21 protein-coding genes and 3 tRNA genes are annotated in these 26,449 nt (G+C 67.8%); 12 read left to right on the forward strand and 12 right to left on the reverse strand.

Features of this window, described 5'->3' with window-relative positions; genetic code table 11:
• Positions 1–82 precede the first annotated feature (82 nt).
• The 3 genes from LGM42_RS07525 (at position 83) to pgi (ending at position 4,715) form a co-directional block, all read left to right on the forward strand.
• Entirely contained in the window at positions 83–1,384 is a 1,302-nt protein-coding gene (locus LGM42_RS07525; protein WP_226231920.1) for an FAD-dependent oxidoreductase, read from the forward strand.
• A 52-nt stretch (positions 1,385–1,436) separates the two neighbouring features.
• Positions 1,437–2,981, forward strand: coding sequence for an NAD(P)H-hydrate dehydratase (locus tag LGM42_RS07530; RefSeq protein WP_226231921.1), 1,545 nt, complete (start codon positions 1,437–1,439; stop codon positions 2,979–2,981).
• Between the two features lie 111 nt (positions 2,982–3,092).
• On the forward strand, positions 3,093–4,715 hold the full coding sequence (pgi, locus tag LGM42_RS07535; protein WP_226231922.1) for a glucose-6-phosphate isomerase: 1,623 nt from the start codon (positions 3,093–3,095) through the stop codon (positions 4,713–4,715).
• A 71-nt stretch (positions 4,716–4,786) separates the two neighbouring features.
• Here the strand turns inward: pgi and LGM42_RS07540 are convergent, their stop codons facing one another.
• A complete protein-coding gene (locus LGM42_RS07540; RefSeq protein ID WP_226231923.1) occupies positions 4,787–5,503 on the reverse strand; it encodes an ABC transporter ATP-binding protein in 717 nt (238 codons plus the stop codon).
• On the opposite strand from LGM42_RS07540, the gene LGM42_RS07545 reads away from it, so the two are divergent.
• Positions 5,502–6,170 (forward strand): arylesterase, encoded by a 669-nt coding sequence (locus LGM42_RS07545; RefSeq protein WP_060316593.1) that lies wholly within the window; start codon positions 5,502–5,504, stop codon positions 6,168–6,170. The two genes, LGM42_RS07540 and LGM42_RS07545, sit on opposite strands and share 2 nt — an antisense overlap.
• A 75-nt stretch (positions 6,171–6,245) precedes the next feature.
• Here the strand turns inward: LGM42_RS07545 and LGM42_RS07550 are convergent, their stop codons facing one another.
• From LGM42_RS07550 to tig, 7 genes are all read right to left on the reverse strand, one after another.
• Positions 6,246–8,183, reverse strand: a complete 1,938-nt coding sequence (locus LGM42_RS07550; protein WP_060316596.1) for a SurA N-terminal domain-containing protein — start codon at positions 8,181–8,183, stop codon at positions 6,246–6,248.
• A gap of 166 nt (positions 8,184–8,349) precedes the next feature.
• Positions 8,350–8,426 (reverse strand) — tRNA-Asp (locus tag LGM42_RS07555).
• A gap of 23 nt (positions 8,427–8,449) precedes the next feature.
• Positions 8,450–8,525 (reverse strand) — tRNA-Val (locus LGM42_RS07560).
• 207 nt (positions 8,526–8,732) lie between these two features.
• Positions 8,733–11,156 carry an endopeptidase La gene (gene lon / locus LGM42_RS07565; RefSeq protein WP_059585180.1) on the reverse strand — a complete coding sequence of 808 codons (2,424 nt, stop codon included), beginning with the start codon at positions 11,154–11,156 and terminating at the stop codon, positions 8,733–8,735.
• Positions 11,157–11,353: 197 nt separating this feature from the next.
• Positions 11,354–12,625, reverse strand: a complete 1,272-nt coding sequence (gene clpX, locus LGM42_RS07570; RefSeq protein ID WP_006489345.1) for an ATP-dependent Clp protease ATP-binding subunit ClpX — start codon at positions 12,623–12,625, stop codon at positions 11,354–11,356.
• A gap of 164 nt (positions 12,626–12,789) precedes the next feature.
• The gene (gene clpP / locus LGM42_RS07575; protein WP_006496351.1) at positions 12,790–13,443 is read right to left on the reverse strand and encodes an ATP-dependent Clp endopeptidase proteolytic subunit ClpP; all 654 of its coding nucleotides are present in this window, start codon (positions 13,441–13,443) and stop codon (positions 12,790–12,792) included.
• 140 nt (positions 13,444–13,583) lie between these two features.
• Positions 13,584–14,930 carry a trigger factor gene (tig, locus tag LGM42_RS07580; RefSeq protein ID WP_059585179.1) on the reverse strand — a complete coding sequence of 449 codons (1,347 nt, stop codon included), beginning with the start codon at positions 14,928–14,930 and terminating at the stop codon, positions 13,584–13,586.
• Between the two features lie 382 nt (positions 14,931–15,312).
• Here tig and LGM42_RS07585 point away from each other — a divergent pair, with 382 nt between their 5' ends.
• Together LGM42_RS07585 and LGM42_RS07590 are read left to right on the forward strand one after the other, a co-directional pair.
• Complete coding sequence (locus LGM42_RS07585) at positions 15,313–16,458, forward strand: glycerate kinase (RefSeq protein WP_059645528.1); 1,146 nt, start codon at positions 15,313–15,315, stop codon at positions 16,456–16,458.
• A 62-nt stretch (positions 16,459–16,520) separates the two neighbouring features.
• Positions 16,521–16,970, forward strand: coding sequence for a MarR family winged helix-turn-helix transcriptional regulator (locus LGM42_RS07590; RefSeq protein ID WP_060316602.1), 450 nt, complete (start codon positions 16,521–16,523; stop codon positions 16,968–16,970).
• 184 nt (positions 16,971–17,154) lie between these two features.
• Here LGM42_RS07590 and LGM42_RS07595 read toward each other — a convergent pair whose 3' ends face one another.
• The gene (locus LGM42_RS07595) at positions 17,155–18,153 is read right to left on the reverse strand and encodes a 2-dehydropantoate 2-reductase (RefSeq protein ID WP_226231924.1); all 999 of its coding nucleotides are present in this window, start codon (positions 18,151–18,153) and stop codon (positions 17,155–17,157) included.
• 109 nt (positions 18,154–18,262) lie between these two features.
• Positions 18,263–19,417: a helix-turn-helix transcriptional regulator gene (locus tag LGM42_RS07600; protein WP_060316608.1), complete on the reverse strand. Its 1,155-nt coding sequence runs from the start codon at positions 19,415–19,417 to the stop codon at positions 18,263–18,265.
• A 302-nt stretch (positions 19,418–19,719) separates the two neighbouring features.
• On the opposite strand from LGM42_RS07600, the gene LGM42_RS07605 reads away from it, so the two are divergent.
• From LGM42_RS07605 to LGM42_RS07625, 5 genes are all read left to right on the forward strand, one after another.
• On the forward strand, positions 19,720–20,766 hold the full coding sequence (locus LGM42_RS07605; protein ID WP_226231925.1) for a porin: 1,047 nt from the start codon (positions 19,720–19,722) through the stop codon (positions 20,764–20,766).
• Between the two features lie 21 nt (positions 20,767–20,787).
• Positions 20,788–21,996 (forward strand): MFS transporter, encoded by a 1,209-nt coding sequence (locus tag LGM42_RS07610; RefSeq protein WP_226231926.1) that lies wholly within the window; start codon positions 20,788–20,790, stop codon positions 21,994–21,996.
• 14 nt (positions 21,997–22,010) lie between these two features.
• Complete coding sequence (locus LGM42_RS07615; RefSeq protein WP_226231927.1) at positions 22,011–23,120, forward strand: class II histone deacetylase; 1,110 nt, start codon at positions 22,011–22,013, stop codon at positions 23,118–23,120.
• A gap of 111 nt (positions 23,121–23,231) precedes the next feature.
• Positions 23,232–23,462: a hypothetical protein gene (locus LGM42_RS07620; protein ID WP_059585171.1), complete on the forward strand. Its 231-nt coding sequence runs from the start codon at positions 23,232–23,234 to the stop codon at positions 23,460–23,462.
• Positions 23,463–23,512: 50 nt separating this feature from the next.
• Positions 23,513–23,875 (forward strand): hypothetical protein, encoded by a 363-nt coding sequence (locus LGM42_RS07625; RefSeq protein WP_155644593.1) that lies wholly within the window; start codon positions 23,513–23,515, stop codon positions 23,873–23,875.
• 148 nt (positions 23,876–24,023) lie between these two features.
• Here the strand turns inward: LGM42_RS07625 and LGM42_RS07630 are convergent.
• Positions 24,024–24,110: transfer RNA gene (locus LGM42_RS07630), tRNA-Leu, on the reverse strand.
• Positions 24,111–24,345: 235 nt separating this feature from the next.
• Between LGM42_RS07630 and hpnD the strand changes: the two genes are divergently transcribed.
• On the forward strand, positions 24,346–25,179 hold the full coding sequence (gene hpnD / locus LGM42_RS07635) for a presqualene diphosphate synthase HpnD (protein ID WP_226231928.1): 834 nt from the start codon (positions 24,346–24,348) through the stop codon (positions 25,177–25,179).
• A 10-nt stretch (positions 25,180–25,189) separates the two neighbouring features.
• Here hpnD and LGM42_RS07640 read toward each other — a convergent pair whose 3' ends face one another.
• The gene (locus LGM42_RS07640; protein WP_226231929.1) at positions 25,190–26,410 is read right to left on the reverse strand and encodes a DUF1501 domain-containing protein; all 1,221 of its coding nucleotides are present in this window, start codon (positions 26,408–26,410) and stop codon (positions 25,190–25,192) included.
• Positions 26,411–26,449: the final 39 nt, after the last annotated feature.

Below are 26,449 nucleotides of genomic sequence, written 5' to 3' on the forward strand. Positions count from 1 at the left end.
TATCATTCCGGGTTCACCGGGCCCGGGCCCTCAGCGAATTCTCACCGGGCGGCGTGCGCGCCGCCCGTCATCGAAGCAATCCATGGATGTGATCGTCATCGGCGGCGGGATCAGCGGCGTCGCCACCGCCTACCAGCTGCGCGCGGCCGGCCATCGCGTGTGCGTGGTCGAACGCCACGCGACCGTCGCGCAAGGCGCGACCTACGGCGACGGCGGCGCGCTGCTGCCGAGCCCCCTCGACGTCTGGTTCGGTCCGACTTTCATGCGCCAGCGCCAGCCGCGCGACAGCGGCATCGTCTACAAACCGGGCTTGAACGGCGGCGTGCGCCGCTTCGTCAAGCAGCTCGGCGCGCTGCGCGAGCCCGACGCGTTCGCCGCGCAGTACGCGCGGCTGCGCCCGCTGATCGACGTGTCGCGCGACACGCTCGCCGATATCGAGGCGCGCCTCGAGCTCGAATTCGAGCAGAAGCCGGGCATCCTGCACGTCGTGCGCGATCCGCGCGACTGGGACGCGCTGCAACCCGCGCTCGACCTGCTGCGCACGCTCGACCAGCCGTACCGCACGCTCACCGCCGACGCATGCACGGCGCTGGAGCCGTCGGTGCCGGCCGAACCCGGCTTTGCGGGCGGCGTGCTGCTCGAAACCGAGCGCACCGGCAACTGCCCGCTGTTCGCGAAACTGGTCAAGCAGACGCTCGACGAGCACGGCGTGCAGTTCCGCTTCGGCGCGGATGTCGCCGCGATCCGCGTCGACAACGGCCGCGCCGCGGTCGAACTCGTGCCGCCGGGCAATGGAAACCCGGCGAAGGCGCGCGAGGTCGACGTGATGTCCGCCGACGCGATCGTGGTCGCTGCCGGCGCCGGCAGCCTCGCACTGCTCGAACGGCTCGGCTGGCGCCTGCCGCTGCACCCGGTGCGCACCCACACGCTCACCGCGCCGGTTGCATACGAAGAGCATGCGCCACACCTGAGCGTCGTCGATTCGATCAAGCGGATCTCGATCACGCGCACCCACCAGCGGCTGCGCATCGGCGGCGGCGCCGTGCTGCAGAGTCTCGCCGATACCGCGAAGCCGCTCGCCGAGCCGCTGTCCGAGGCCGCGCTCGCACTGCTCGGCCAGGCCGTCCACGATTGGGTACCCGGCGCGGCGCGGATTTCGGCCGCGCTGTCGTGGCAAGGCATGCAACTGCTGTCGCCGGACGGGCTGCCCGTCGTGGGTCCGACCCCGCATCCGCGCGTGTTCGTCAATTTCGGCCATGGCCCGGCCGGCTGGGGGCTCGCGTGCGGGTCTGCTAAAGTGGTGGCCGACTATCTGGGCGGCAACGTCCAGCACTGGCCCGCCGACACGCTCGCCGCGCTGAGCGCCGGCCGCTTCACGACCTGACCGCCGCGGGCCGTCCCGTGGCGGCATCCTTGCCAGCCGCCACGATCCCGCGATGACCGCTACCCACCCGCTTCCCGATTCCGATCCGATCGCGCTGCTGCGCGTCGCCGACCTGCGCGCTGCCGAAGCCGACGCCACCGCCGCGCTGCCGCCGCACACGCTGATGGGCCGCGCCGGCACCGCCGCCGCACACTGGCTGTCCGAGCGCATGGCCGGCGACGAACGCCCCGTCTGGTTCGCGGTCGGCCCCGGCAACAACGGCGGCGACGCACTGGTGGCCGCCGCGCAGCTCCAGCAGCTCGGCGTCGCGACGCATGCGTGGATGCCGGTGCCGGTCAAGCCGGACGACGCGCAATGGGCGCTCGATCTCGCGCGCTCGGCCGGCGTGCCGTTGTCGGCCACCGCGCCCGCGTCGCTGGATAGCTACGCGTGGGTCGTCGACGGGCTGTTCGGCATCGGTCTCGGCCGCGCGCTCGACGGCCCGTTCGCCGAGCAGGCCGCGCGCATCGCCGCCCATGCGCGCGGCGGCGGCCGCGTGCTCGCGCTCGACGTGCCGAGCGGGCTCGACAGCGACACGGGCCGGATCGTCGGCGCGGGCGTCGCCGTCGCGGCCACCCACACGCTCACCTTCATTGGCGCGAAGCCCGGCCTCTACACGGGCGACGGCCGCGACCTCGCCGGTGAAATCCACGTCGCGTCGCTCGACGTCGCGCCGCCGGCCGCGCCGGCCATCGTGCTGAACGCAGCCGCGCGGTTCGCCGCGGCGCTGCCCGTGCGCGCGTTCGCATCCCACAAGGGCACGTACGGCAGCCTCGCGGTGCTCGGCGGCGACACGGGCATGTGCGGCGCGCCGATCCTCGCCGCCCGCGCCGCGCTGTTCGCCGGCGCCGGCAAGGTGCACGTCGGCTTCCTTGGCGCGGGTGCGCCGCCGTACGATCCGCCCTTTCCCGAACTGATGCTGCATCCGGCCGACACCCTCGACCTCGGCGCGATGTCCGCGATCGCGGCCGGTTGCGGGCTCGGCACGCGCGAGGCCGCGGCGACGCTCGTGCGCGACGTGCTCGCGCACGACACCGCGACGCTGCTCGATGCCGACGCACTGAATCTCGTCGCGACGCACGCGGACCTCGCGGCCGCCGTCGCCACGCGCGGCGCGCGCGGCAATCCATGCGTGCTGACGCCGCATCCGCTCGAAGCCGCACGCCTGCTCGGCAGCGACACCGCCGCCGTGCAACGCGATCGCGTCGCGGCCGCACAGGCGCTCGCCGCCCGTTACGCGGCCATCGCCGTGCTGAAAGGCTCGGGCACGGTGATTGCGGCGCCCGACGGCCGCGTGACGATCAATCCGACCGGCAACGCGGCGCTCGCCACCGGCGGCACCGGCGACGTGCTCGGCGGCCTGATCGGAGCGCTGCTCGCGCAGCGGGTCGCGCCGTACGAGGCCGCGCTGGCCGGCGTCTACCTGCACGGCCTCGCGGCCGACACGCTGACCGCGAACGGCACCGGCCCGGCCGGGCTGACCGCGGGCGAGCTCGCGCCGATGGTGCGCACGCTGATCAATCGCCTTTTTTATCCGTCGCCGCGCGCCGACACGTAACGCCGCTATACTGACTGCCCCGCCGCACGGCGGGCCTTCTCGTCCGCCGGCTTTCCGATCCCGATGAGCCGGCGCGGCATTCCTCCCGATTCACGCTTCACTCGAACCGCCATGACGCTGAAATCGCTCCCCGCCTGGACTGCCCTTCAATCCCACTTCGAACAGATCCGCCACGCGCGGCTGCGCGACTGGTTCGCGCCGGAAAACGACCGCACGCCCACCCGCGCCGAGCGCTTCACGATTGCCGGCGGCGGTCTCGCGGCCGATTTCTCGAAGAACCGTATCGACGACGAAACGGTACGCCTGCTGGTGCAGCTCGCGCGCGACGCGGGCGTCGAAGCGCGCCGCGACGCGATGTTCGCGGGCGAGATCGTCAACCCGACCGAAGGCCGCGCCGCACTCCACACCGCGCTGCGGGCGACCGACCCGCAGGCGCCGTTTCACGCGCAGGTGAGTGCCGAGCGCGCGAAGATGGCGACGTTCGCGCGCGCCGTGCGCGGCGGCACGTGGACGGGCTATACGGGCAAGCGTATTCGCCACGTGATCAATATCGGCATCGGCGGTTCCGATCTCGGGCCGAAGATGGTCGTGCATGCGCTGCACCACGTCGCGACGCCCGAGATCTCGACCCACTTCGTGTCGAACGTCGACGGTGCCGATCTCGCGCGCGTGCTCGAACAGGTCGATCCCGAGGAAACGCTCGCGATCATCGTGTCGAAAACGTTTACGACGCTCGAGACGATGACCAACGCACGCTCGCTGCGCGACTGGTTCGTCGCGCGCGGCTGCCCCGAGGACGCGCTCGCGAAACACTTCGTCGGCGTGTCGGCGAACCCGGCCGAAGTCGTGAAGTTCGGCATCGCCGCGGACAACGTGTTCGAAATGTGGGACTGGGTCGGCGGCCGCTATTCGCTGTGGTCGGCGGTCGGCCTGTCGATCATGATCGCGGTCGGCCCCGAACGGTTCGACGAGCTGCTGGCCGGCGCGAACGACATGGACCGCCACTTCCGCGAAGCGCCGCTCGAGCGCAACCTGCCGGTGCTGCTCGGCCTGATCGGCATCTGGTACCGGAATTTCTTCGGCTCGCAGAGCTATCTCGTCGCGCCGTATTCGGAAGCGCTGCACTACCTGCCGTCGTACCTGCAGCAGCTCGAAATGGAGAGCAACGGCAAATCCGCGCGCCTGGACGGCACCTTCGTCGACTACCCGACGTCGGCCGTCACGTGGGGCGAGCCGGGCACCAACGGCCAGCATGCATTCTTCCAGATGCTGCACCAGGGGCCGACGATCGTGCCGATCGATTTCATCGCGGTGCTGACGCCCGAGCATCCGCTGGCGAGCCATCATCCGAAACTGCTCGCGAACTGCTTCGCGCAGAGCGAGGCGCTGATGCTCGGCCGCACGCTCGAAGAAGCGCGCAAGGTGGCCGGGCCGGGCAAGGAAGCGCTCGCGCCGCACCTGACGTTCCCCGGCAACCGCCCGACCACGACGCTGCTCGTCGATGCGCTGACGCCGCGCACGCTCGGCGCGCTGATCGCGCTTTACGAGCACAAGGTGCTCGTGCAGGCGACGGTGTGGGACATCAATCCGTTCGACCAGTGGGGCGTCGAGCTCGGCAAGATTCTCGGCAAGGTCGTCGAAGCCGACCTGTCGGCCGAATCGGTCGATCCGGCGAAGCACGACTCGTCGACCACGGCGTTGATCGAGCGCGCCCGTGCGGCGCTCAAGCGTTGAAAAAGGACTGACGCGACGGCGTCGCAACCGTGCCGGCCGCGCAATTCACCATGCGCGGCCGGAACGGATATTCACGCGTCACGCGGAGCGATTGTGTGCGGCGCGACGATGCGCCCGGCGTCGATGGTGACTGTCGTCGCGCAGCGGCGCGCGAGTTCGGTATCGTGCGTGACGAGCACGAGCGTCGCGCCATGCGCGCGGTTCAGCTCGAACATCAGGTCGATGACCGCGTGGCCGGTGGCCGCGTCGAGGCTGCCGGTCGGCTCGTCGGCGAACAGGATCGCCGGGCGCGTGACGAACGCGCGGGCGAGCGCGACGCGCTGCTGTTCGCCGCCCGACAGCAGCTTCGGATAATGCGCGGTGCGTTCGCCGAGACCGACCTGCACGAGCAGCGCGCGGGCGCGGTCGGCCGCGTCGCGCGCGCTGATGCCGCCCTGCAGTTCGAGCGGCAGCATCACGTTCTCGAGCGCCGTCAGGTGCGGCATCAACTGGAACGACTGGAACACGAATCCGACCGCGCCGTTGCGCAGCGCCGCGCGTTCGTCCTCGTCCAGCGGGTCGAGCGCGCGGCCGAGCAGGCGAACCGTGCCGCTCGTCGCGCTGTCCAACCCCGCGAGCAGGCCGAGCAGCGTCGATTTGCCCGAGCCCGACGCACCGACGATCGCGAGGCTGCTGCCCGGCTGCACGGCGAGCGTGATGCCGTCGAGGATCGTCAGCTCGCCCGTTGCATCGGCAACCCGCTTGCACACGTCATGGACTTCGATGATCGGATCGGTAATCTTGAACATGGACACGACATTTCGCTGGAAAAGACGCGCGACGGCCGCCGCGCTGCTGGGCACGCTGCTGGCCGTCACCGTACCCGCACGCGCCGCGACGGCGCCGGCATCGAGCCCGCCCGTGATCGTCGTGCTCGGCGACAGCCTGTCGGCCGAATACGGATTGCCGCGCGACACTGGCTGGGTGGCGCTGCTGCGGCAACGGCTCGCCACCGAGCGAATCGATTATAGCGTCGCGAACGCCAGCGTCAGCGGCGACACCACGAGCGGCGGCCGTGCGCGGCTGCCGGCGGTGCTGCAGCGGCTCAAGCCGTCGATCGTCGTCGTCGAACTCGGTTCGAACGACGCGCTGCGCGGCGTGCCGCTCGCGACGACCGAGCAGAACCTGCGCGACATCATCGCCGGCGCACGGCGTGCGCAGGCAAAGGTCGTGCTGGTCGGCATGTACGTGCCGCCCAATTACGGCCCCGACTACACGCAGAAGTTCCACGCGCTCTATACGCGGCTGTCGAAGGACCTCGGCGTGCCGCTCGTGCCGTTCCTGCTGGCCGGCATCGAGAACAAGCCCGAGATGTTCCAGGCCGACCAGATGCATCCCGCGCAGCAGGCCCAGGGCATTCTGCTCGACAACGTGTGGCCGACATTGAAGCCGCTGCTCGGCAAGCCGCGCGGCTGACCGCAGCCGACGCACCGGAAAACGAAAAGCCCCGCTTCGAGCGGGGCTTTTCGATGGTTGCGGGCGAAACGACGCTCAGTTGTCGCCGTCCTGCTGCTGGCTGGCCGTCGTGCTGCCGTACAGCTTCACCTTCGAGCGATCGCGCAGCGCGGCGAGATACGCCTCGCCTTCGCTTTGCGCGTCGACCTGGGCCATCTGCTGCTGCGCGGCCGCCAGTTGCTGCGGATCGACCGCCGAACCCGGAATGACCGCGTTCACGCGATAGATCGCATAGCCGTCCGCGCCGAGGTCGACACCGACGTAAGCCGGCAGCGTCTTCGCATCGACCTTGTAGACGGCGCTCAGCGCAGCCGGCGTCAGGCCCTGCGACTGCGTGCGCGACACCTTCTGCGCGGCCGTAAAGCCGTCCGTCGACTTCGACTTCTGCAGTTCGGCCAGCTTCGCCGCACCGTCCTTCTTCGCGAGTTCCGCGGCCTGCTCGGCGATGACCTTCTGGCGCACGACATCCTTGATCGCGTCGAGCGCGGGCACCGCGGCCGGCTTGTGCTCGGTCACGCGCGCCGAGATCAGCGTGTTGTTGCCGACGTCGATCGCCTGCGTGTTGTTCTGGTTCTTCACCGCGTCGTTCGCGAACACGGCGGCCAGGAACTTCGGATTGTTCAACGGGCTCGTCGGCGGCAGTTGCGGATTCGGCGTCGGCGTGACCGTGGCCGTCTGGATCGTCAGCTTGTACTTGTCCGCGGCCGGCTGCAGCGTCTTCGCCTTTTCATAGACGGTCGACGTGAAGCCTTCCGCGTTGTCCGAGAACGCCTTCGATGCGTACTGCTGCTTCAGGTCGACTGCGATCTGGTCTCTCACTTCCGCGAACGGCTTGACGACGGCCGGCTTCACTTCGGTCGCCTTCAGGATGTGGAAACCGAGATCCGACTGCACGATACCGCTGACCTCGCCCTGCTTCAGCGAGAACGCGGCATCGTCGAACGCCTTGCCGCCCGCGGTCGAACCGCGCGTGATGAAGCCGAGGTCGCCGCCCTTCGCCGCCGACGGCGCGTCCTGCGAGTTCTTCTGCGCGATCTGCGCGAACTGGTCCGGATGCGCCTTCACGTCGGCGAGCAGTTGCTCGGCCTTCGCCTTCGCGGCTGCCTTGTCGGCCGCGCTCGCGTTGCCCGGCGCGGCGATGAAGATGTGGCTCACGCGCACCTGCGCTTCGGTACGGAAGTGCGTCGGGTTGTCGTCGTAGAACTTCTTGATGTCCGCCTCGGTCGGCTGCGCGCTCGCGGCCGCCGCTGCCGGCGAATAGACGAGGTACTGGATCGTCGCGGTTTCCGGCGTCGCGAAGCTCTGCTTGTGCGCGTCGTAGTACGCGGCGAGCTGCGCGTCGGTCGGCTGGACCTTCGCTGCGAAGTCGCTCGTCTTCAGCACGAGCGCCTGCACTTCGCGCTGTTGCGCGGCGAGTTCGGACAGGCGTTGCGCGAGGCTCTTCGGCGTGAACGCGCTCGACACGATGCTTGCGGGAATCTGCTGCAGCGCGAGGCTGTAGCGCACGCGCTCCTGGTACTGCTCGGGCGTCATCCCCTGGAACGACAGCAGTTGCGCATAGCGTTCGACGTCGATCGTGCCGTCGGGCTTCTTCAGCGACGCGATCATCGGGTCGCTCATCAGCGCATCGCGCACGGCGTTGTCGGAGGCGGTCAGGTGCAGGCGTTGCGTCTCGTCGGCCAGCACGCGTTGCTGGATCAGGCCGTCGAGCACCTGCTTGCGATGCTCGGGCGTATCGAACATCTTGATGTCGAACTGCCCGCCGAGCGCCTGGCGCGCCTGGTCGATCTGCTGACGGAACGCGCCGTCGAATTCGACCCGCGTGATCTTGTGTCCGTTGACCGCCGCGACGTTCGCACTGTCGTCGAAGAAGCCGCGGAAGCCTTGGATCCCGACGAAACCCAGCCCCGGCAACACGATCAGGAGCAGGAGCGCCATCATCAGGCGCTGGTGATTACGGAAGAAATCGAGCATGCGTGACGGGAAAATTGGACAAAACGTCCGATATTACAACATACGGGGTGGGACGGGATAAAACGCAGGCGGCTTCCTCCGCTCCACAGTCACGCGCCCGCCAGCGGGCGCAAAACCACAACGCACAAACAACAATGCCCGCACGAGGCGGGCATTGTTGTTTGTTTGGCGGAGCGGACGGGACTCGAACCCGCGACCCCCGGCGTGACAGGCCGGTATTCTAACCGACTGAACTACCGCTCCTTGGTCTGGCTGAATCGTGAAACTGGTGGGTGCTGAGGGGTTCGAACCCCCGACCTACGCCTTGTAAGGGCGCCGCTCTACCAGCTGAGCTAAGCACCCGTTTCCGATTCGTTCCGACTGCGATCTGCGTTTCCGCATCAACAATCAGCGAGCCCGCAAGTTTAATTCATCCCCGATCATTTTGCCAAGCCCGTGCGTGAATTTTTTTAACGCCCGCGCTCGCCCGATGCCGACGCGCATAAAAAAACCCGCGGGCATCGCCGCGGGTTTCGTGAACAACCGTCAACAACGACGGTCGTCAGGGTCTCAGTGCTTGACGACTTCCGTCGAGCCGGCATCCTTCGCCGCCTCACCGACCGGCGCCGCTGCCTTCGCTTCTTCTTCCGGCGGCAGCGGCGTCGGCGAACGCTCGAGCGCGAGCTCCAGCACCTTGTCGATCCAGCGGACCGGCACGATCTCGATCGCGTTCTTCACGTTGTCCGGAATGTCCGCGAGATCCTTCACGTTCTCTTCCGGAATCAGCACGAGCTTGATGCCGCCGCGATGCGCCGCCAGCAGCTTTTCCTTCAGCCCGCCGATCGGCAGCACTTCGCCACGCAACGTGATTTCGCCCGTCATCGCGACGTCGGCCCGCACGGGAATCCCCGTCAGCACCGACACCAGCGCGGTCGTCATCGCACCGCCGGCGGACGGACCATCCTTCGGCGTCGCGCCTTCCGGCACGTGGATGTGGATGTCCTGCTTCTCGAACGCTTCGTCCTTGATGCCGAGACGCCGCGAACGCGAGCGCACGACCGAACGCGCAGCCTCGACCGACTCCTTCATCACGTCGCCGAGCGAGCCCGTACGAATCACGTTGCCCTTGCCCGGCATCACCGCGGCTTCGATCGTCAGCAGGTCGCCGCCGACTTCCGTCCACGCGAGGCCCGTCACCTGACCGACCTGGTTTTCCTTCGCCGCGAGGCCGAAGTCGTACTTGCGCACGCCGAGGAACGTGTCGAGGTTCTCGCCATCGACCTTGATCGCACCCGACGCCTTCTTCAGCAGCAGCATCTTCACGACCTTGCGGCAGATCTTCGACACTTCCCGCTCGAGCGAACGCACACCGGCTTCGCGCGTGTAGTAGCGGATGATGTCGCGGATCGCCTGTTCGGTGACCTCGACCTCGCCTTCCTTCAGCCCGTTGTTCTTCTTCTGCTTCGGCAGCAGGTAACGCTGGGCGATGCTGACCTTCTCGTCTTCCGTGTAGCCCGACAGACGGATCACTTCCATCCGGTCGAGCAGCGGCGGCGGGATGTTCAGCGAGTTCGACGTCGCGACGAACATCACGTCCGACAGATCGAAATCGACTTCGATGTAGTGGTCGGCGAACGTGTGGTTCTGTTCCGGATCGAGCACTTCGAGCAGCGCCGACGACGGATCGCCGCGGAAATCCATGCCCATCTTGTCGACTTCGTCGAGCAGGAAGAGCGGATTGCGCACGCCGACCTTCGCGAGGCTTTGCAGGATCTTGCCCGGCATCGAGCCGATGTACGTGCGGCGGTGACCGCGGATCTCGGCTTCGTCACGCACGCCGCCGAGCGCCATCCGGACGAACTTGCGGTTCGTCGCACGCGCGATCGACTGGCCGAGCGAGGTCTTGCCGACGCCCGGGGGCCCGACGAGGCACAGGATCGGCGCCTTGACCTTGTCCACGCGCTGTTGCACCGCGAGATACTCGAGGATCCGTTCCTTGACCTTCTCGAGGCCGAAGTGATCCTCGTCGAGTACCTGCTCGGCGTTCGACAGGTCGTTGTTGACCTTGCTCTTCTTGCGCCACGGCAGGCCGATCAGCGTGTCGATGTAGTTGCGCACGACGGTCGCTTCCGCCGACATCGGCGACATCAGCTTCAGCTTCTTCAGCTCGGCGTCGGCCTTCTTCTTGGCTTCCTTCGGCATGCGCGCGGCGTTGATGCGCTTCTCGAGTTCCTCGAGATCCGCGCCCTCCTCGCCCTCGCCCAGCTCCTTCTGGATCGCCTTGACCTGTTCGTTCAGGTAGTACTCGCGCTGGCTCTTTTCCATCTGGCGCTTCACGCGCCCACGGATGCGCTTTTCGACCTGCAGGATGTCGATCTCGGCTTCGAGCTGCGCGAGCAGATGCTCGAGGCGCTCGATGACCGGGAACATCTCGAGGATGTGCTGCTTCTGGTCGAGCTTGAGCGGCAGGCGCTCGGCGATCATGTCGGCGAGACGGCCCGCTTCGTCGATGCCCGACAGCGACGTGAGGATCTCCGGCGGGATCTTCTTGTTCAGCTTCACGTACTGGTCGAACTGCGACACGATCGCGCGGCGCAGCGCTTCCGTTTCAGCGCTGTCGGCGTGATCGGGCTCGAGCGGCATCACGTCGCAGGAGAATTGCGTCTCCTGTTCCTCGATGGACAACGCCTTCGCGCGCTGCAGGCCTTCGACGAGCACCTTCACGGTGCCGTCCGGCAGCTTCAGCATCTGCAGAATGTTGGCAATACAACCGACCTCGTACATGTCCTTTTCGGTCGGTTCATCCTTGGCCGCGGTTTTCTGGGCGACGAGCATGATGTGCTTGCCGCCTTCCATCGCTGCTTCGAGGGCCTTGATCGATTTCGGCCGGCCCACGAAGAGCGGAATGACCATGTGCGGGAAAACGACGACATCCCGCAGCGGCAGCAGCGGGAGCGTGATGCGTTCCGGCGGGAGAAGTTGGGTGCCTGACATTTCATTTCCCCATGAGTGGAATCAATTGTTCGGTAATTGAGGCCGCCACAACGAATTGCAAGCCTTCAAGTGCGGGAAATATTCGGTAAGAAAGTAACCACCGCGTGTCGAGTCAGAGTTACCCACAAGATAAACGAAAAAAAGCCGCCCACGGACTCATGAACGGCCTTTTTCGATGAACATCGTCGGCAAGCCGGTCAGTTCGAACCCGCCACCTTCGGCGTGTCCTCGTAGATCAGCAAGGGCTTGCCGTCCCCATCGATGACGTTCTCGTCGATGATGACCTTGCTGACCCCTTTCATCGTCGGCAGCTCGTACATCACGTCGAGCAACGCCTGTTCGATGATCGAACGCAAACCGCGCGCGCCGGTCTTGCGGCGGATCGCCTTGCGGGCGACTGCCTGCAACGCGCCCGGCCGGATTTCCAGCTCGACGCGCTCCATTGCGAACAGCTTGTGATACTGCTTGACGAGCGCATTCTTCGGCTCGACCAGGATCTTCATCAGCGCGGCTTCGTCGAGCTTGCCGAGCGTCGCGACCACCGGCAGGCGGCCGATCAATTCGGGGATCAGACCGAATTTGATCAGGTCTTCCGGTTCCGTTTCGCGCAGCACCTCGCCCGCGTCGCGCTCCTGCTTGCTCTTGACCGTCGCGCCGAAGCCGATGCCGGTTTTCTCGGTACGATCGGTGATCACCTTTTCGAGACCGTCGAACGCGCCGCCGCAGATGAACAGGATGTTGGTCGTGTCGACCTGGATGAAATCCTGGTTCGGGTGCTTGCGGCCGCCTTGCGGCGGCACCGACGCCATCGTGCCCTCGACGAGCTTCAGCAGCGCCTGCTGGACGCCCTCGCCCGACACGTCGCGCGTGATGGACGGGTTGTCCGACTTGCGGCTGATCTTGTCGATTTCGTCGATGTAGACGATCCCGCGCTGGGCCTTGTCGACCTCGTAGTTGCAATTCTGCAACAGCTTCTGGATGATGTTCTCGACGTCCTCGCCGACGTAGCCGGCTTCGGTCAGCGTCGTCGCGTCGGCGATCACGAACGGCACGTTGAGCAACCGCGCGAGCGTCTGCGCGAGCAGCGTCTTGCCGGAGCCCGTCGGGCCGATCAGCAGGATGTTGCTCTTCGACAGCTCGACGTCGTCCTTCTTGTCGAGGTGCTTCAGGCGCTTGTAGTGGTTGTACACGGCCACCGCGAGGATTTTCTTCGCGCGCTCCTGGCCGATCACGTACTGATCGAGGATGTCGCGAATTTCCTGCGGGCTCGGCAGATCCGACCGGGACAGGCTGGCCTCGACGCCGGCGGCAGCCGCCTCGTCGCGAATGATTTCGTTGCAGAGGTCGATACATTCATCGCAGATGAACACCGACGGGCCCGCAATGAGTTTTTTCACCTCATGCTGGCTCTTTCCGCAAAACGAGCAATACAACAGCTTTTCGCTGTTCGAACCTTTTTTGTCCGCCATGAATGTAGAGCCTCCGGACAGGTAGATGACATGATACGCCGATTGCTCCGGACGCCGCGCCTAGGGCGCGACCGGAGCCGGCTGGATGCGCTTGCCGCAGATGCTCAGGGCACTCGGGACGTTTGAGGGCGCCGGCCCGAATCGGGGCGGCACCCCGTTTAAGCTCACGGGCGCTTCAGCAGCACCTGATCGATCAGCCCGTACGCCTTCGCGTCCTCGCTCGACATGAAGTTATCACGGTCGGTGTCGCGCGCGATGCGCTCGACGTCCTGGCCCGTGTGCTGCGCGAGCAGGTTGTTCAACCGCTCCTTCAGGTAGAGGATCTCGCGTGCCTGGATCTCGATGTCGGATGCCTGGCCGCGCGCGCCGCCGAGCGGCTGGTGAATCATCACGCGCGAATTCGGCAGCGCGAAGCGCTTGCCCTTCGCACCCGACGCGAGCAGGAACGCGCCCATGCTGGCCGCGAGGCCCATGCACAGGGTCGACACGTCCGGCTTGATGAACTGCATCGTGTCGTAGATCGCCATGCCGGCCGACACCGAGCCGCCCGGGCTGTTGATGTAGAGGCTGATGTCCTTGTCGGGATTCTCGCTCTCGAGGAACAGCAATTGCGCGACCACGAGGTTGGCGGTCTGGTCGTTCACTTCGCCGACCATGAACACCAGGCGCTCCTTCAGGAGACGCGAATAGATATCGTACGAACGCTCGCCGCGGCCGCTCGTTTCGACGACGATCGGCACCAGCCCCAGCGCTTGCGCCTCGAAACCCTGCGGCGCGTTCGAAGCAAGCATGTCCAGCAATTCAGCGCGAGTGATCATTCAATGAACCTTGTTCGATTGGAAAATTGAACGGAAGGAAGCCGCCCGCTCAATCGCCATATTAATGGCAACCGTGCGCTTGACGTAAAAACGGCGTGCGGGCCGTCGCTCCGACAGCCGGCACGCCGCAAGAGCGACAGTTACGCTTGCGCCGATGCGCTCGCGAGTGCCTCGAAGCTCACTTCCTTGTCCGTCACCTTTGCCTTGCCCAGCACGAAGTCGACGACGTTGCTTTCAACGACGAACGCTTCCATCTCGGCGAGGCGCTGCTGGTTGGAATAATACCAGCGGACCACTTCCTTCGGGTCTTCGTAGCTCTTCGCGAACTCGTCGACTTCCGCGCGGATCTGCTCCGGCTTCGCTTCGAGGCCGTTCGCCTTCACCAGCTCGGCCAGCACGAGGCCCAGCTTCACGCGGCGCTCGGCCTGCTCGGCGAACATTTCGGCCGGGATCGGTGCGTCCTTCGCGTTCGGCACGCCGCGCTGCGCCAGGTCCTGGCGAGCCATTTCGACGAGACGTTGCTGGTCCTGCTCGATCAGCGCCTTCGGCACGTCGAGTTCGGAAATCTTCAGCAGCGCGTCCATCACCTGGTTCTTGACGATCGACTGCGTGCGGCGCTTCGCTTCGCGCTCGAGGTTTTCCTTGATCTCGGCGCGCATCTTCGTGAGATCGCCGTCTTCGATGCCGAGCGACTTCGCGAATTCCGCGTCGATTTCCGGCAGGTGCGGCCATTCGATCTTCTTCATCGTGACCGTGAACTGCGCCGTTTTACCGGCGACGTCCTTGCCGTGGTAGTCGTCCGGGAACTTGAGGTCGAACGTACGCTGTTCGCCGACCTTCAGGCCGAGCGCCGCCGTTTCGAATTCCGGCAGCATGCGGCCTTCGCCGAGCACGAACGGGAAATCTTCGGCCGTGCCGCCCTGGAACGCGACGTCGTCGATCTTGCCGACGAAGTCGACCGTCACGCGGTCGCCGTTCTTCGCCGCGGTGTCCGCGCCGCCGTCGCCGTGCTCGCCGGCTTCGCCGCGTGCGTGGTAGTGCACGCGCTGCTTGCGCAGGATGTCCAGCGTGCGGTCGATTTCGGCGTCGCCGATCGTCGTGGTCGAGCGCTCGACTTCAGCCGTCGCCAGATCGCCGATCTTCACTTCCGGGTAGACCTCGAACGTCGCGTCGAACGCGTATGCGTCCTCGGCCTGCTCCTGCTTCGGCTCGAAGCTCGGCTGGCCGGCGACGCGCAGGTTTTCCGCGCGGCTGATCGTGAAGAATTCCTGGCCGATCTTGTCGCTCAGCACTTCCGCCTCGACCTGACCCGCGTACTGTTGCGCGACCATCTTCAGCGGCACCTTGCCCGGGCGGAAACCCGGCATGCGCACGTTCTTCGCGAGTTTCTGGATGCGGGCGTCGATTTCCTTCTGCACGGTGTCTTTCGGCAAAGAAATCGTCACACGGCGTTCAAGCTTGCCGAGGTTCTCAACAACGTTAGCCATGGCTTCAATCGTCCTAAAATTATTCGAGCGAATCGGGTTTTCCTTGCCGTGCCTGCCTGCAGCGCGAGGTGCGCACACTCACACGCCGCGCCGGGGCGCCACGCCATCCCTGCACGCGCCGGATGGCTAGCGCAAGCGGCTCGGAGCACGGCTTTGGCCGGAAGAATCGACTATTCTAGCAAACAATTTTCCTCATACCGCCAGATCGGCGCGACACAGGTTGTCCCGGCCCTGTCTGCGGCCCGTCGCACGCCCCTGCACGCGGATCGCCGCTATGCCGAACGGCGTATCCTCCCCGGCCCCGCCATCCTGTAAGCTCCGATAACGTGCGAGCCACCGTCGTGGCCCGACCTTCATACCAATCACGCCTTTTGGAGACACCATGCCGCACCGCCCGTCCGCGCCTGTCGTCGTCATCGCGCCCGATTCGTTCAAAGGCTCGCTTTCCGCCGAGCAGGTCGCGGACGCGATCGCCACCGGCATTCGCCGTGCCCGGCCCGACGCCGTCGTGCGCTGCTGCCCGATGGCCGACGGCGGCGAAGGCACGCTCGACGCGATGCTGGCGGGCGGCGGTACGCGGCGCACGCTGCGGGTGGCCGGCGCGTCGCTCGCGGCGCGCGATGCGGCGGTCGGCGTGATCGACGCGCGCACCGCGATCGTCGAGACGGCCGAGATCGTCGGCATCACCGACCCGGTCGGCATGAGCGTGCCGGTCGATGCGCGCAGCACGCGCGGGATGGGCGAAGCGATCCGCCTGCTGCTCGACGAAGGCGTGCGCCGCTTCTTCGTCGCGCTCGGCGGCAGCAGCACCAACGACGCGGGCGCGGGGCTTCTCGCGGGCCTTGGCCTGCAGTGCCTCGACGCGAGCGGCCAGCCGGTCGAGCCGGTGCCGTCGCGGCTCGCCGACGTCGCGCGCATCGACGCGTCGGGACTCGATCCGCGGCTGAAGGAAACCGAATTCATCGGCATGTCCGACGTCGACAATCCGCTGACGGGCGCGCATGGCGCCACCGCGGTGTTCGGTCCGCAAAAGGGCGTGACGGCAACGCAGGTCGCGACCCTCGATGCCGCCCTTGCCCGCTTCGCCGATCTGCTCGAGGCCGCGCTCGACCGCCGCGGCCGCGATCTGCCGGGCGCGGGCGCCGCGGGCGGCCTCGGTTTCGCGCTGCACATGCTCGGCGCACGCTTCGAGGCAGGCGCCGAAGTGGTCGCGCGCCAGGTCGGGCTCGACGCCGCACTGGCCGGCGCCGACTGGCTGATCACCGGCGAAGGCCGCTCCGACGTGCAGACGCTGCACGGCAAGGCGCCGTTCATCGCGTGCCGGCACGCGCGGGCCGCCGGCGTCCCGGCGTCGCTGCTGTCGGGCGCGGTCGATCCGGCCGCGCTGCCGCGCCTGTCCGAGCATTTCTCCGGCTGCTTCTCGCCGGCTCCCGGGCCGATCACGCTCGACGTCGCAATCCGTGATGCGGCGAATCTGCTCGCGAACGAAGCAGAACAGTTGACACGGCTGAAGTACGGCGCACACTGACCGTTGACCCGAGCGCGCGATACAGGAACAATCGGGCCCGCCCTTTTTCTTCAGGATTCGACATGAAAGGCCGTCAAGCCGGGCTCGATCAGTTTCTGACCTATCGCCTCCATGTGCTCACGAAGCACTCCGACCGCGGAATCGGCGAGGTGTACCGGCACAAGCTCGACATTTCGCTGCCCGAGGCGCGCGTGATCGCCGCCGTCGGCGCGTTCGGTCCGTTCTCGATCATGGATCTCGCACGCCACACCAATCTCGACAAGAGCCAGGCGAGCCGCGCGGCCGAAGCGCTGCTGCGCCAGGGGCTGCTCGAGCGCGGCGCGAGCGAGGAGGACGGCCGGATCGTGCTGATCGCGCTGACTGCCGACGGCCGCGCGCTGTATCGCAAGATCATGCCGATCGTGCGCAAGTGGAACGACGGCTTGCTCGCATGCCTGTCTGACAGCGAACGTCAGACGTTCGAGCGGCTGCTCGACAAGGTCGTCGCGCACGCGACCGAGCGCGACGACTGAGCGTCGCGTCGGCCCCGGCATCGCCGGACGGCCGCTTGCCGCGGGCCGCATTGATCCGATGAATCAGACTGGCCGCACGGGGTCGCGTCACACGCGATCCGGTCGGCCCGTTTTACATCACGCGGCGATCTCGCGCGAAGCGCGCGTTGCCGGCAGCCGCGCATTCGCGCCGGCCTGGCGCACACTACAACCCGCTGTTCGTCGCGCGCTGACGCAACAATCCAAGCACTGCGTCGCAGTACGGGGTCGGCACGCCAAGCTTGCGGCCGAGTTCCGGAAACACGCCGAGAATCGGCCCGATCTCGAGCGGGCGCCCCGCTTCGAAATCCTGCAGCATCGACGTCTTGAACGCGCCGAGCTTGCGCGTGACCGCGATCCGCTCGGGACCGCTCATCCCGGTGGACAGGCCGAGCTTCGCGCCGATCGCGGCCGCCTCGTCCATCATCCGCAACGCCAGATCCTGCGTGAACGGATCATCGAGCAACTGCTCGGCCGTTGAACCGGTCAGCGCGCTCAGCGGATTCATGTTCATGTTGCCCCAGAGCTTCGTCCAGATCTCGGTCCGGATCGCGGGCGTCGACTCGACGTCGAAACCGCCGGCCGAGAGTGCCGCGGCGAACCGCGCCGTGGGCACGTCGAGCCGCGGATCGGGCGTGCCCACGATCAGCCGGTTGCCGCGCCCGCGCCGCACGACGCCCGGCGCGTCGGTACTCGACGACAGGTGCACGACGCAGCCGATCGCCCGCGCGGGCGGCAATGCCGCCGACACCGCACCGGCCGGATCGACCGCCTCGAGCGGCACGCCGTCGAGCGCTCCTTCGAGCCCGTGCGTGAACCACCACGGCAACCCGTTCATCGCCGCGACGATCACGGTGTCGGGCCCGACCAGCGGCGCAATGCGCGCGGCCAGCGCCGGCAGCGCCTGCGCTTTCAGCGCGATCACCACGTAGTCCTGCACGCCGAGCGCGGCCGCATCGTCGCTTGCCCGCACCGGCACCGACGACGTTGCGCCCGCCTCGTCGATCACGCGCACGCCGTGCGTATTCAGCGCATCGAGCGTCGCGCCGCGTGCGTACGCGCTCACGGTCATGCCGGCTCTGGACAACGCGGCCGCGAGCAATCCGCCGATCGCGCCGACCCCGACCACCGCCGCGCGCACCGACCCTGAATTCGTGTCGTTCATGATGGGATTCCGTCTTCCGAGAGCAGACGAGCATAACGCTCAATAGTTGCGGGCACAACCATTCCGACAACGCCGGGCGCTCCCCGCGGCACCCGGTCATGCGTGCGCGTCAGCGCGGCATGCCGCCGGCTTCCACCGCCTCGTCGTCGGCCGTACCGCCCGTCGTCGCACCGAGCACGCCGGCGATCTGGCTCTTGTCGTGCATGCCGAGCTTGCGGTACGCGCAGCGCAGGTAATGGCGCACGGTCGTCGGCGAGATCGCCATCTGCTGCGCGACTTCCTTGTGCGAGCGCCCGGCACCGTAATAGCGGATCGCCGCGAGCTCGCGCGGGCTGAGCCGGTCGAGCAGCGAGCGCGGCCGTGCCTCGATCTGGAACAACCCCGCGACGGGCACGCACTGGATGCGCAGCGCGTCGCCGACGAACGGCTGGCCCGACTGGCGTCGCAGGTGCGCGACGAGCGCCTCCGGCACGCGCGGGCCCGCCCAGGCCGGCCACTCGGCGCGCAGCACGTCGTCGAAACCGGGATCGGCATGGTGCAGCACGCCGAAGTTGTCGCACAACGCTCGCGCGGCCGGGGCGACCGTGTCGGCGCGCTCGCGTTCGCGCGTGAGCTGCGCGGCGCGATTGATCGTCAACGCCGCCGCGAGGTGCGGAATGAGTTCCTCGAAACGATGTGCGTCGTTGTCGCCGAACGGCCGATTCAGGCCCTGGCGGTAAATCGACACGAACGTCGTCAGGCCGAAGCGGCGATCGATCGTACAAACGAACATCAGTTGCGCGAGCCCGTACTTCACGCACCAATCGCGAAATCGTGCATCGAGCCCCGGCTCGATGACCGTCAGCCGCACCGCGCGACCGTGCGCGCCGTGCAGCGTGCGGTGCGCAAGCGGATCGCAATCGCGCACACGCTTCCAGTCGGTGAAGAACGCGTGCGGCAACCGGTACAAAAAGCTGTTGTGCATCACGGGGCCGGTCGGCACATGGGTCGCGACGCCCGTCCACGCGGCATCGAACGGAATGAGGGCCTGCAGCAGCGAAAAGAACCGGTACTCGAATTCGCCGATGGCGGACTGCGCGGCCACCGCGTACAGGTCGAGCAGCATCAGGCCGAGTTCGCGCTGCGGCGCGTCGCCACGCGTGACGCCGTCGAAATCGGCGCGCCGGGACGGCCGCGTCGGCCACGCGAATTCGTCGAGCACGATGGCGGCCGGCACGTCGCGCAGCGCGTCGAGGTCCTGCCCGATATCCGTCGTGATCCTCACTTTCCGCTCCCCTGCCCGGTCGGGCTGCTGATGTGCGCAACGACACCGGCCGATTATAGCGAGCCGCTTTTTTGGCGGGCCACGGTGCCGGAACGCTCGTCAACCCCATCCATTTGAACGGTGCACCGCGCATTGCTGCTGCGCAGCACCGCGCGCGCCGGCATCGCAAGGCGTTCATGCGGGGCACCGCGGGTTTTCCGCACCGTTCATCTGGACGACTGTTCGAAGGTTTTCCCGCTACGGACACTGCGTCGCGACAACACCAACGACAAATCGATGCAGCACGGTATGGAGAACCCCACGTGACGACACCCCGCTTCATCCGCATGGCCGCGGCCGCCGCGACGCTCGCCGCATGCGGCGGCGCCGCGCACGCGCAGTCCGCCCTCACGCTGTACGGCGCGCTCGACGTCGGCGTGCAGTACCTGACGCACGCCGACGGACATCACTCGGCCGTGCGATTGCAAAACTACGGCATCCTGCCTTCGCAGATCGGGATCAAGGGCCACGAGGATCTCGGCGGCGGCTGGCGTGCGCTGTTCAAGCTCGAACAGGGCCTCGACCTCAACGATGGCACCGCGACCGTGCCCGGCTATGCGTTCTTTCGCGGCGCATACGTGGGGATCGCGGGGCCGGTCGGCACCGTCACGCTCGGCCGCCAGTTCAGCGTGCTGTTCGACAAGACGCTGTTCTACGACCCGCTCTGGTATGGGTCGTACAGCGGCCAGGGCGTGCTCGTGCCGATGAACGCGAACTTCATCGACCACTCGGTCAAATACCAGTCGCCGACCTTTGCCGGCTTCGACGTCGAGGTGCTCGCCGCGACCTCCGGCGTCGCCGGCAATACGCGCGCCGGCCGCGTGCTCGAGCTCGGCGGCCAGTACACGAGCAACGGCCTGTCGGTCGGCGCGGTGCTGCACCAGGCGCACGGCGACGTATCGGCGGCCGGCGATGCATCCGCGCGGCGTCGCGAACTGGGCACGCTCGCCGCACGCTATGCGTTCGCCGCGCTGCCGCTCACCGTCCATGCAGGCGTCGAACGCCTGACCGGCGACCTCGACGCGGCGCGCACGATCGTGTGGGGCGGTGCGCGTTACCTGATATCGAACGGGATCGGCCTGAACGCCGGCGTCTACCACACCGATTCGCGCACGCCGGCGATCGGCCACCCGACGCTGTTCATCGCGAGTACCACGTACGCGCTGTCCAAACGCACCGTCGCCTACGTGAACCTCGGCTATGCGCGCAACGGCGGGCAAAGCTCGCAGACCGTCTACGAATACGACCCGACACCGCTTGCCGGCGCGTCGCAGTTCGGCGCGATGGTCGGCATGTACCACCTGTTCTGATTCCCTCGACGAGATCCCGCCATGAAAATCCTGTCCCCGGATGCCGCCCGCTCGCCCGACGGCCGCGCGTCGACGTTCGCACGCTCGACGCTCGTTGCGCTCGTCGTGTTCGCGGCCATCACGCCGCTGTTGCTGCTCGTGGCGCCCGCCGTCGCCGGCCAGCTCGCGACGCAGCTCGGCTTGACCGCATCGCAGATCGGCACCTACTTCTTCGTCGAACTCGGCGCGTTCAGCCTCGCGACCGTGCCCTCGTACCTGTGGCTCGGCCGGATCGACGCGCGCCGCGTCGCCGCGTTCGCCATCGCGCTGTTCGGCGCGGGCAACCTGCTGACCGCGCTGTGGATGCCCGGTTTTGCCGCGCTGCTCGCGCTGCGCGCCATCACCGCGCTCGGCGGCGGCTCGCTGATGGTGCTCTGCATGACGAGCGCCGCGACGAGCGGAAACAGCGACCGCGTGTACGGCCTGTGGGTCGTCGGCCAGTTGATCGCGGGCGCGATCGGCCTGTTCGTGCTGCCGCACGTGTTCGCCGCGTTCGGGCTGCGCGCGCTGTACGTCGCGCTCGCCGTGCTCGCGCTGCTCGCGGCGCCGCTGTCGCGCGGGTTTCCGTCGTCGCTCGGCATGCGAACGGCATCCGCGCGCACCGCGCACGGCGACGCGCCCCAGACGCCCCGAAGCTTCGTGGTGCTCGCGATCGGCGCGGTGCTGACGTTCTATCTCGCGATCGGCAGCGTATGGACGTTCGCGAGCCGCGCGGCGGCCGAGGCCGGGCTCGATCCGCAGTCGACCGGCAACGTGCTCGCGATCGCGAGCGTGATGGGCATCGCCGGCGCGGCGCTCGCATCGTGCGCGGGCGGCCGGCTCGCGCGGCGCGCGATGCTCGCGGCCGGCTACGCGCTGCTCGCGGCATCGCTCGTCGCGCTCGCCGCGATGCGCCACGGCGGCAGCTACAGCGCGGCGATCTTCGGGTTCAAGTTCGCATGGACCTTCGTGCTGCCGTTCATTCTCGCGACGGTCGCGCAGATCGACACGTCTGGGCGGCTCGTCGCGACGCTCAACTTCGTGATCGGCGCGGGGCTCGCCGCGGGCCCGCTGCTGGCCGGCCTGATGCTCGACGCCGGCGGCACGATGCGCGCGCTGTTCGTGGCCGCGACGGCCGTCGCGATCGTGTCGTTCGCCGCGCTGCGCCACATCGATCGCCGCGCGCGCCCCTCCGTTTCCTCCCAACCGTGACAGGTCAAGCACCCATGAATCGCACTGCCTTCTTCACCGACGAACGCACTTTCTGGCACACCGGCGGCACGCACGCGCTGTTCCTCCCGGTCGGCGGCTGGGTCCAGCCGCCGTCGAGCGCGGGCTACGCGGAATCGCCCGATTCGAAGCGCCGCCTCCTGTCGCTCGTGCAGGCGTCGGGGCTGGCCGCCCGGCTCGACCTGCGCGGCGCGGCACCCGCGACGACGGCCGACCTGCTGCGCATTCACCCGGCGCACTATCTCGACGCGTTCCGCGCGCTGAGCGACGCGAGCGGCGGCGACCTCGGCGATCTCGCGCCATTCGGCAAGGGCAGCTACGAGATCGCCGCGCTGTCGGCCGGCCTGGCGATCGCGGCGGTCGACGCGGTCGTCGGCGAGCGCGCGGCGAATGCGTTCTCGCTGTCGCGTCCGCCCGGCCATCACTGCCTGCGCGACCGCCCGATGGGCTTCTGCCTGCTCGCGAACATCCCGATCGCGATCGAGGCCGCGCGCGCGAAGCACGGCATCGAGCGCGTCGCGGTGATCGACTGGGACGTGCATCACGGCAACGGCACGCAGTCGATCTACTACGACGATCCGGATACGTTGACGATCTCGCTGCACCAGGATCGCTGCTTTCCGCCCGGCTACGGCGGCGCGGACGACCGAGGCGAAGGCGCGGGCATCGGCGCGAACCTGAACGTGCCGCTGCTCGCGGGCAGCGGCGACGATGCCTACCGATATGCGTTCGAGCGGATCGTGCTGCCGGCGCTCGCCCGTTTTCGCCCCGAGCTGATCGTCGTCGCGAGCGGCCTCGACGCGAGCGCGGTCGATCCGCTCGCGCGCATGCAGCTGCATACCGACAGCTACCGGTTCATGACGCGCGCGGTGAAGGACGCCGCGCAGCGCCATTGCGGCGGGCGGCTCGTGATCGTTCACGAAGGCGGCTATTCGGAGGCGTACGTGCCGTTCTGCGGGCTCGCGATCGTCGAGGAACTGTCCGGCGTGCGCACCGAGGTCGCCGATCCGATGCTCGACCTCGCGATCGCGCAGCAGCCGGGCGAGCGGTTCGTCGCGTTTCAGCGCGAACTGCTCGACGAACTGGCCGCGTCGTTCGGGTTGTAACGGGCGGGAACGGACGTGGCGGGGCCGGCCCGCGCCGGCCCTTGCGCGATCCGCGCGGATGGGGTTTCCTGTGCCTTTACCCTTGTTCCGGCACGAGGCCGCACTCTTCCGATGAAATCGTCCCCGCGCGATCACGACGACAACACCAAAACGCGCCGCCAGCCGTCGAAGCTGGCCTTGAACATCGCCGCCGTGACGGTCGGCCTGATCACGTTCGCGATCGGTGCGGCATGGGTGATCTATAGCTGGGTCGTCGATCGCGAAGCACAGTATTTCGCGATTCCGCTGGTGTTCTCGGTGCCGGTGATCGTGGCCGTCGCGATCCGCAGCTTCTGGGAATAGGCGTGGCGGAAACGACGAAGCGGCGCGCTCGGGCGACGCGCGGCGCTTGCTTGTCGAACGACGCGGCGCTCATCTACGAGCCATTTGCAGGCCGGCATGCGGTTCCGGATTGTTGCAGCCTGCCCTTCGATACAACACTGAGCGCGGACACGGCCAGCACCGTACCGACCGATTTCAGCATGGACTCCGCGGAAGGACGCTCGCCGCCTGCGATCCGCCACCCCGCAGAAGTGGAAGTGGACGTCGGACAGTCCAGCGGCTTCCGGGCGGTCGGCCCCGGTCCCGTGCTCCACGCCACGTTGTCGGCAGGCGTGGCCGCGACAGCCGGCATCGCCAGCATCAGCGCCAGAACGCCGATCGTGCGTACGGTGTTGGTCATCGACGGTCCCCGGTTGAACAGCCCGCGTGCATGAATGGTTGCGTCATATTACACATCGCCGATTTACCGTGCCTGCGCGAGCGGCATCATCGCCGCTGAGGGCCATCAACAAAAAAGCGCTGCGGTCAGCCGACCGGCAGCGCTTTTTCGCGAACGGCCCGTGACGGGACACGTTCGACTTCTGGTGCGTGAGGCCGGACTCGAACCGGCACACCCTTGCGGGCGTCAGGACCTAAACCTGGTGCGTCTACCAATTTCGCCACTCACGCGCATTTCCGTCGCCTGACCGCGCGGCACGCAAGATGCGTGCTCCACGCGCCCGGGACTTCACGCCGGCCCGAAAACCGGCACGCCCGATCAGGCGAGCGCGAGATTCTACCCGATCCCTGCGGTCTTGTCTCGCCCTGCCGGCGCCCGTCGTGCCGCGGTGCTAGAATGCCGCGCTCGACGTTTCGGCAACGCGCCGCCGCGCGTCCCCCGAACCCGCCCCACCCGATTCAGCCCGTGAACTTCGACGACTACTGTCAGCAAAAGGCCGCCCCCGCAGGCTCCAGCGTCTACTACGCGCTGCGCCAGGCGCCGCTCGCCACGCAGCCGCGCCTGACCGCGCTGTTCGCGCTGCGCCGCGAACTCGAGGAAACCGTCAAGGAAACCAGCGATCCGACGGTCGGCCACACGAAGCTCGCGTGGTGGCACAAGGAACTCGCGGCACTGGCCGACGGGCAGCCGTCGCACCCGGTCACGAAGGCGCTCGCGCAGCATCACCCGGCGATCGCCGCCGAAGCCGACGCGTTGCGCACGCTCGTCAACGGTTACGGGATGGATCTCGAACAGGCGCGCTACCTCGACTTCGCGAACCTGCAGCGCTATATCGCGCAGGTCGGCGGCACCTTCGCGTCGCTGGTCGCGCGCGCCAGTTCGGCGAATCCGGCCGCACCGCAATCGTGGGCCGCGGATGTCGGCCGCGCGCTGATGCTCGCGCAATTCGTGCAGGAACTCGGCAACGACGCGCGCCACGGCCGTATCTATCTGCCGATCGACGAACTGCAGCGCTACAACGTGACCGCGGCCGATCTGCTGAACCGCCGCTACAGCCCCGCCTTCACCGAATTGCTGCAATTCCAGACGACCCGTGCGCGCGACGCGCTCGCGGCGGCCGATGCGGCGATCCCCGCCGCCGAACGCCGCGCGCAGCGCACGCTGCGTGCGCAGATCGCGCTGGCCGGCGCGCTGCTCGACGAAATCGCGCGCGACGGCTACCAGGTGCTGCACCAGCGCATCGCGCTGACGCCGATCCGCAAGCTGTGGATCGCGTGGCGCGCCGCGCGCCGCCGCTGAGCAGCGCGCATCACGCCTTCAGCAGCGGCAGCGTGTCGAAGCGCTGCTGTAGCACGCGCGTCGCATCGAGCCCCCACCAGGACCCAAGCACGGTCGCGTAAAGCTGGCGGAAATCGACCGCGACCGGCAGATTGCCGTTGCCGTCGAGCCGCGCGAGCGCCGGCGGCGCGCCGTACAGCCCGCCGGCCACGCGGCCGCCCATCACGAAGTGCGGCGCGGCCGTGCCGTGATCGGTGCCGTTGCTCTGGTTCTCGCGCACGCGCCGCCCGAATTCCGCATACGTCATCACGAGCGTCTCGTTCCAGCGCCCGAGTTCGATCAACGCGGCGCGCATCGCGCTCATCCCTTCCGCGAACTGCTTGAGCAGCGCGGCGTGCTGCGCCGGCTGGTTCTGGTGCGTGTCGAAGCCGTTGAGCGTCAGGCGCAGCACCGCGACACCGTCCTGCACGCCGGGCCCCGACGCTTCGCACGCGGCCAGCACCTGCATCGCGGTCTTCACCGACGTGCCGAATGCGCCGGCCGGAAACGTCGTCCTGAATTCACGCATCCCGCCGCGCGGGCGCAGCCGGTCGGCCGCTTTCACGATGTCGTTCTCGACGTCGATGATGTGCGCGAGCGCCGGGTTCTGCTCGCGCAGCGACGACGGCTCGGCGAGCCGGGCCGCACGGATGAACTGCGCGGGATTGACGAGTGCGATCGCGCGCGCGCCGTTCGACAACGGCCCCATCTCGGCGCTGCCGAGCACGACGCCGTCCGCCGCGAAACCGGGCGGAACGGGCGCCTGCGCGAACGTGCGCGTGAGCCAGCCTTCGTGCAGGTACTGATCCGAGCGCGACGCGGTATCCCAGATCTCGATCGAACGGAAATGCGACAGGTTCGGCTGCGGATAGCCGACGCCCTGCACGACCGCGACCTGACCGTCGCGCCAAAGCGGCATCAGCGGCGCGAGCGACGGATGCAGCCCCGTCTGCGCGTCGAGCTGCAGCACCTGGTCGCGCTTGATGCCGATGCTGCGCCGGCACTGGTAGTACAGCGGATCCGCGTACGGCACGACCGTGTTGAGGCCGTCGTTGCCGCCCTTGAGCTCGACGAGAATCAGCACGTTCGCATACCCGGTCGCCGGCTTTCGCCCTGCCTGCGTCGCGCCAGCCGCCGTCGCAGGCGCCTGCCACATCGACACGCCGGCGGCGGCCGCGGCACCGGTCAGCGTCAGAAAATCACGTCGGTTCATCGCACATCCTTCGGTTTTCCGCCCGGCGCCTTGGCCGCG

Source organism: Burkholderia sp. AU39826 (assembly GCF_020419965.1).
Taxonomy (GTDB): Bacteria; Pseudomonadota; Gammaproteobacteria; order Burkholderiales; family Burkholderiaceae; genus Burkholderia; species Burkholderia semiarida.

What these genes read in the sequence shown, in the direction of transcription:
- LGM42_RS07525 (WP_226231920.1), top strand. Translation starts at nt 83, where the DNA reads ATGGATGTGATCGTCATCGGCGGCGGGATCAGCGGCGTCGCCACCGCC.
- LGM42_RS07530 (WP_226231921.1), top strand. Translation starts at nt 1,437, where the DNA reads ATGACCGCTACCCACCCGCTTCCCGATTCCGATCCGATCGCGCTGCTG.
- pgi (WP_226231922.1), top strand. Translation starts at nt 3,093, where the DNA reads ATGACGCTGAAATCGCTCCCCGCCTGGACTGCCCTTCAATCCCACTTC.
- LGM42_RS07545 (WP_060316593.1), top strand. Translation starts at nt 5,502, where the DNA reads ATGGACACGACATTTCGCTGGAAAAGACGCGCGACGGCCGCCGCGCTG.
- LGM42_RS07540 (WP_226231923.1), bottom strand. Translation starts at nt 5,503, where the DNA reads ATGTTCAAGATTACCGATCCGATCATCGAAGTCCATGACGTGTGCAAG.
- LGM42_RS07550 (WP_060316596.1), bottom strand. Translation starts at nt 8,183, where the DNA reads ATGCTCGATTTCTTCCGTAATCACCAGCGCCTGATGATGGCGCTCCTG.
- lon (WP_059585180.1), bottom strand. Translation starts at nt 11,156, where the DNA reads ATGTCAGGCACCCAACTTCTCCCGCCGGAACGCATCACGCTCCCGCTG.
- clpX (WP_006489345.1), bottom strand. Translation starts at nt 12,625, where the DNA reads ATGGCGGACAAAAAAGGTTCGAACAGCGAAAAGCTGTTGTATTGCTCG.
- clpP (WP_006496351.1), bottom strand. Translation starts at nt 13,443, where the DNA reads ATGATCACTCGCGCTGAATTGCTGGACATGCTTGCTTCGAACGCGCCG.
- tig (WP_059585179.1), bottom strand. Translation starts at nt 14,930, where the DNA reads ATGGCTAACGTTGTTGAGAACCTCGGCAAGCTTGAACGCCGTGTGACG.
- LGM42_RS07585 (WP_059645528.1), top strand. Translation starts at nt 15,313, where the DNA reads ATGCCGCACCGCCCGTCCGCGCCTGTCGTCGTCATCGCGCCCGATTCG.
- LGM42_RS07590 (WP_060316602.1), top strand. Translation starts at nt 16,521, where the DNA reads ATGAAAGGCCGTCAAGCCGGGCTCGATCAGTTTCTGACCTATCGCCTC.
- LGM42_RS07595 (WP_226231924.1), bottom strand. Translation starts at nt 18,153, where the DNA reads ATGAACGACACGAATTCAGGGTCGGTGCGCGCGGCGGTGGTCGGGGTC.
- LGM42_RS07610 (WP_226231926.1), top strand. Translation starts at nt 20,788, where the DNA reads ATGAAAATCCTGTCCCCGGATGCCGCCCGCTCGCCCGACGGCCGCGCG.
- LGM42_RS07615 (WP_226231927.1), top strand. Translation starts at nt 22,011, where the DNA reads ATGAATCGCACTGCCTTCTTCACCGACGAACGCACTTTCTGGCACACC.
- LGM42_RS07620 (WP_059585171.1), top strand. Translation starts at nt 23,232, where the DNA reads ATGAAATCGTCCCCGCGCGATCACGACGACAACACCAAAACGCGCCGC.
- LGM42_RS07640 (WP_226231929.1), bottom strand. Translation starts at nt 26,410, where the DNA reads ATGAACCGACGTGATTTTCTGACGCTGACCGGTGCCGCGGCCGCCGCC.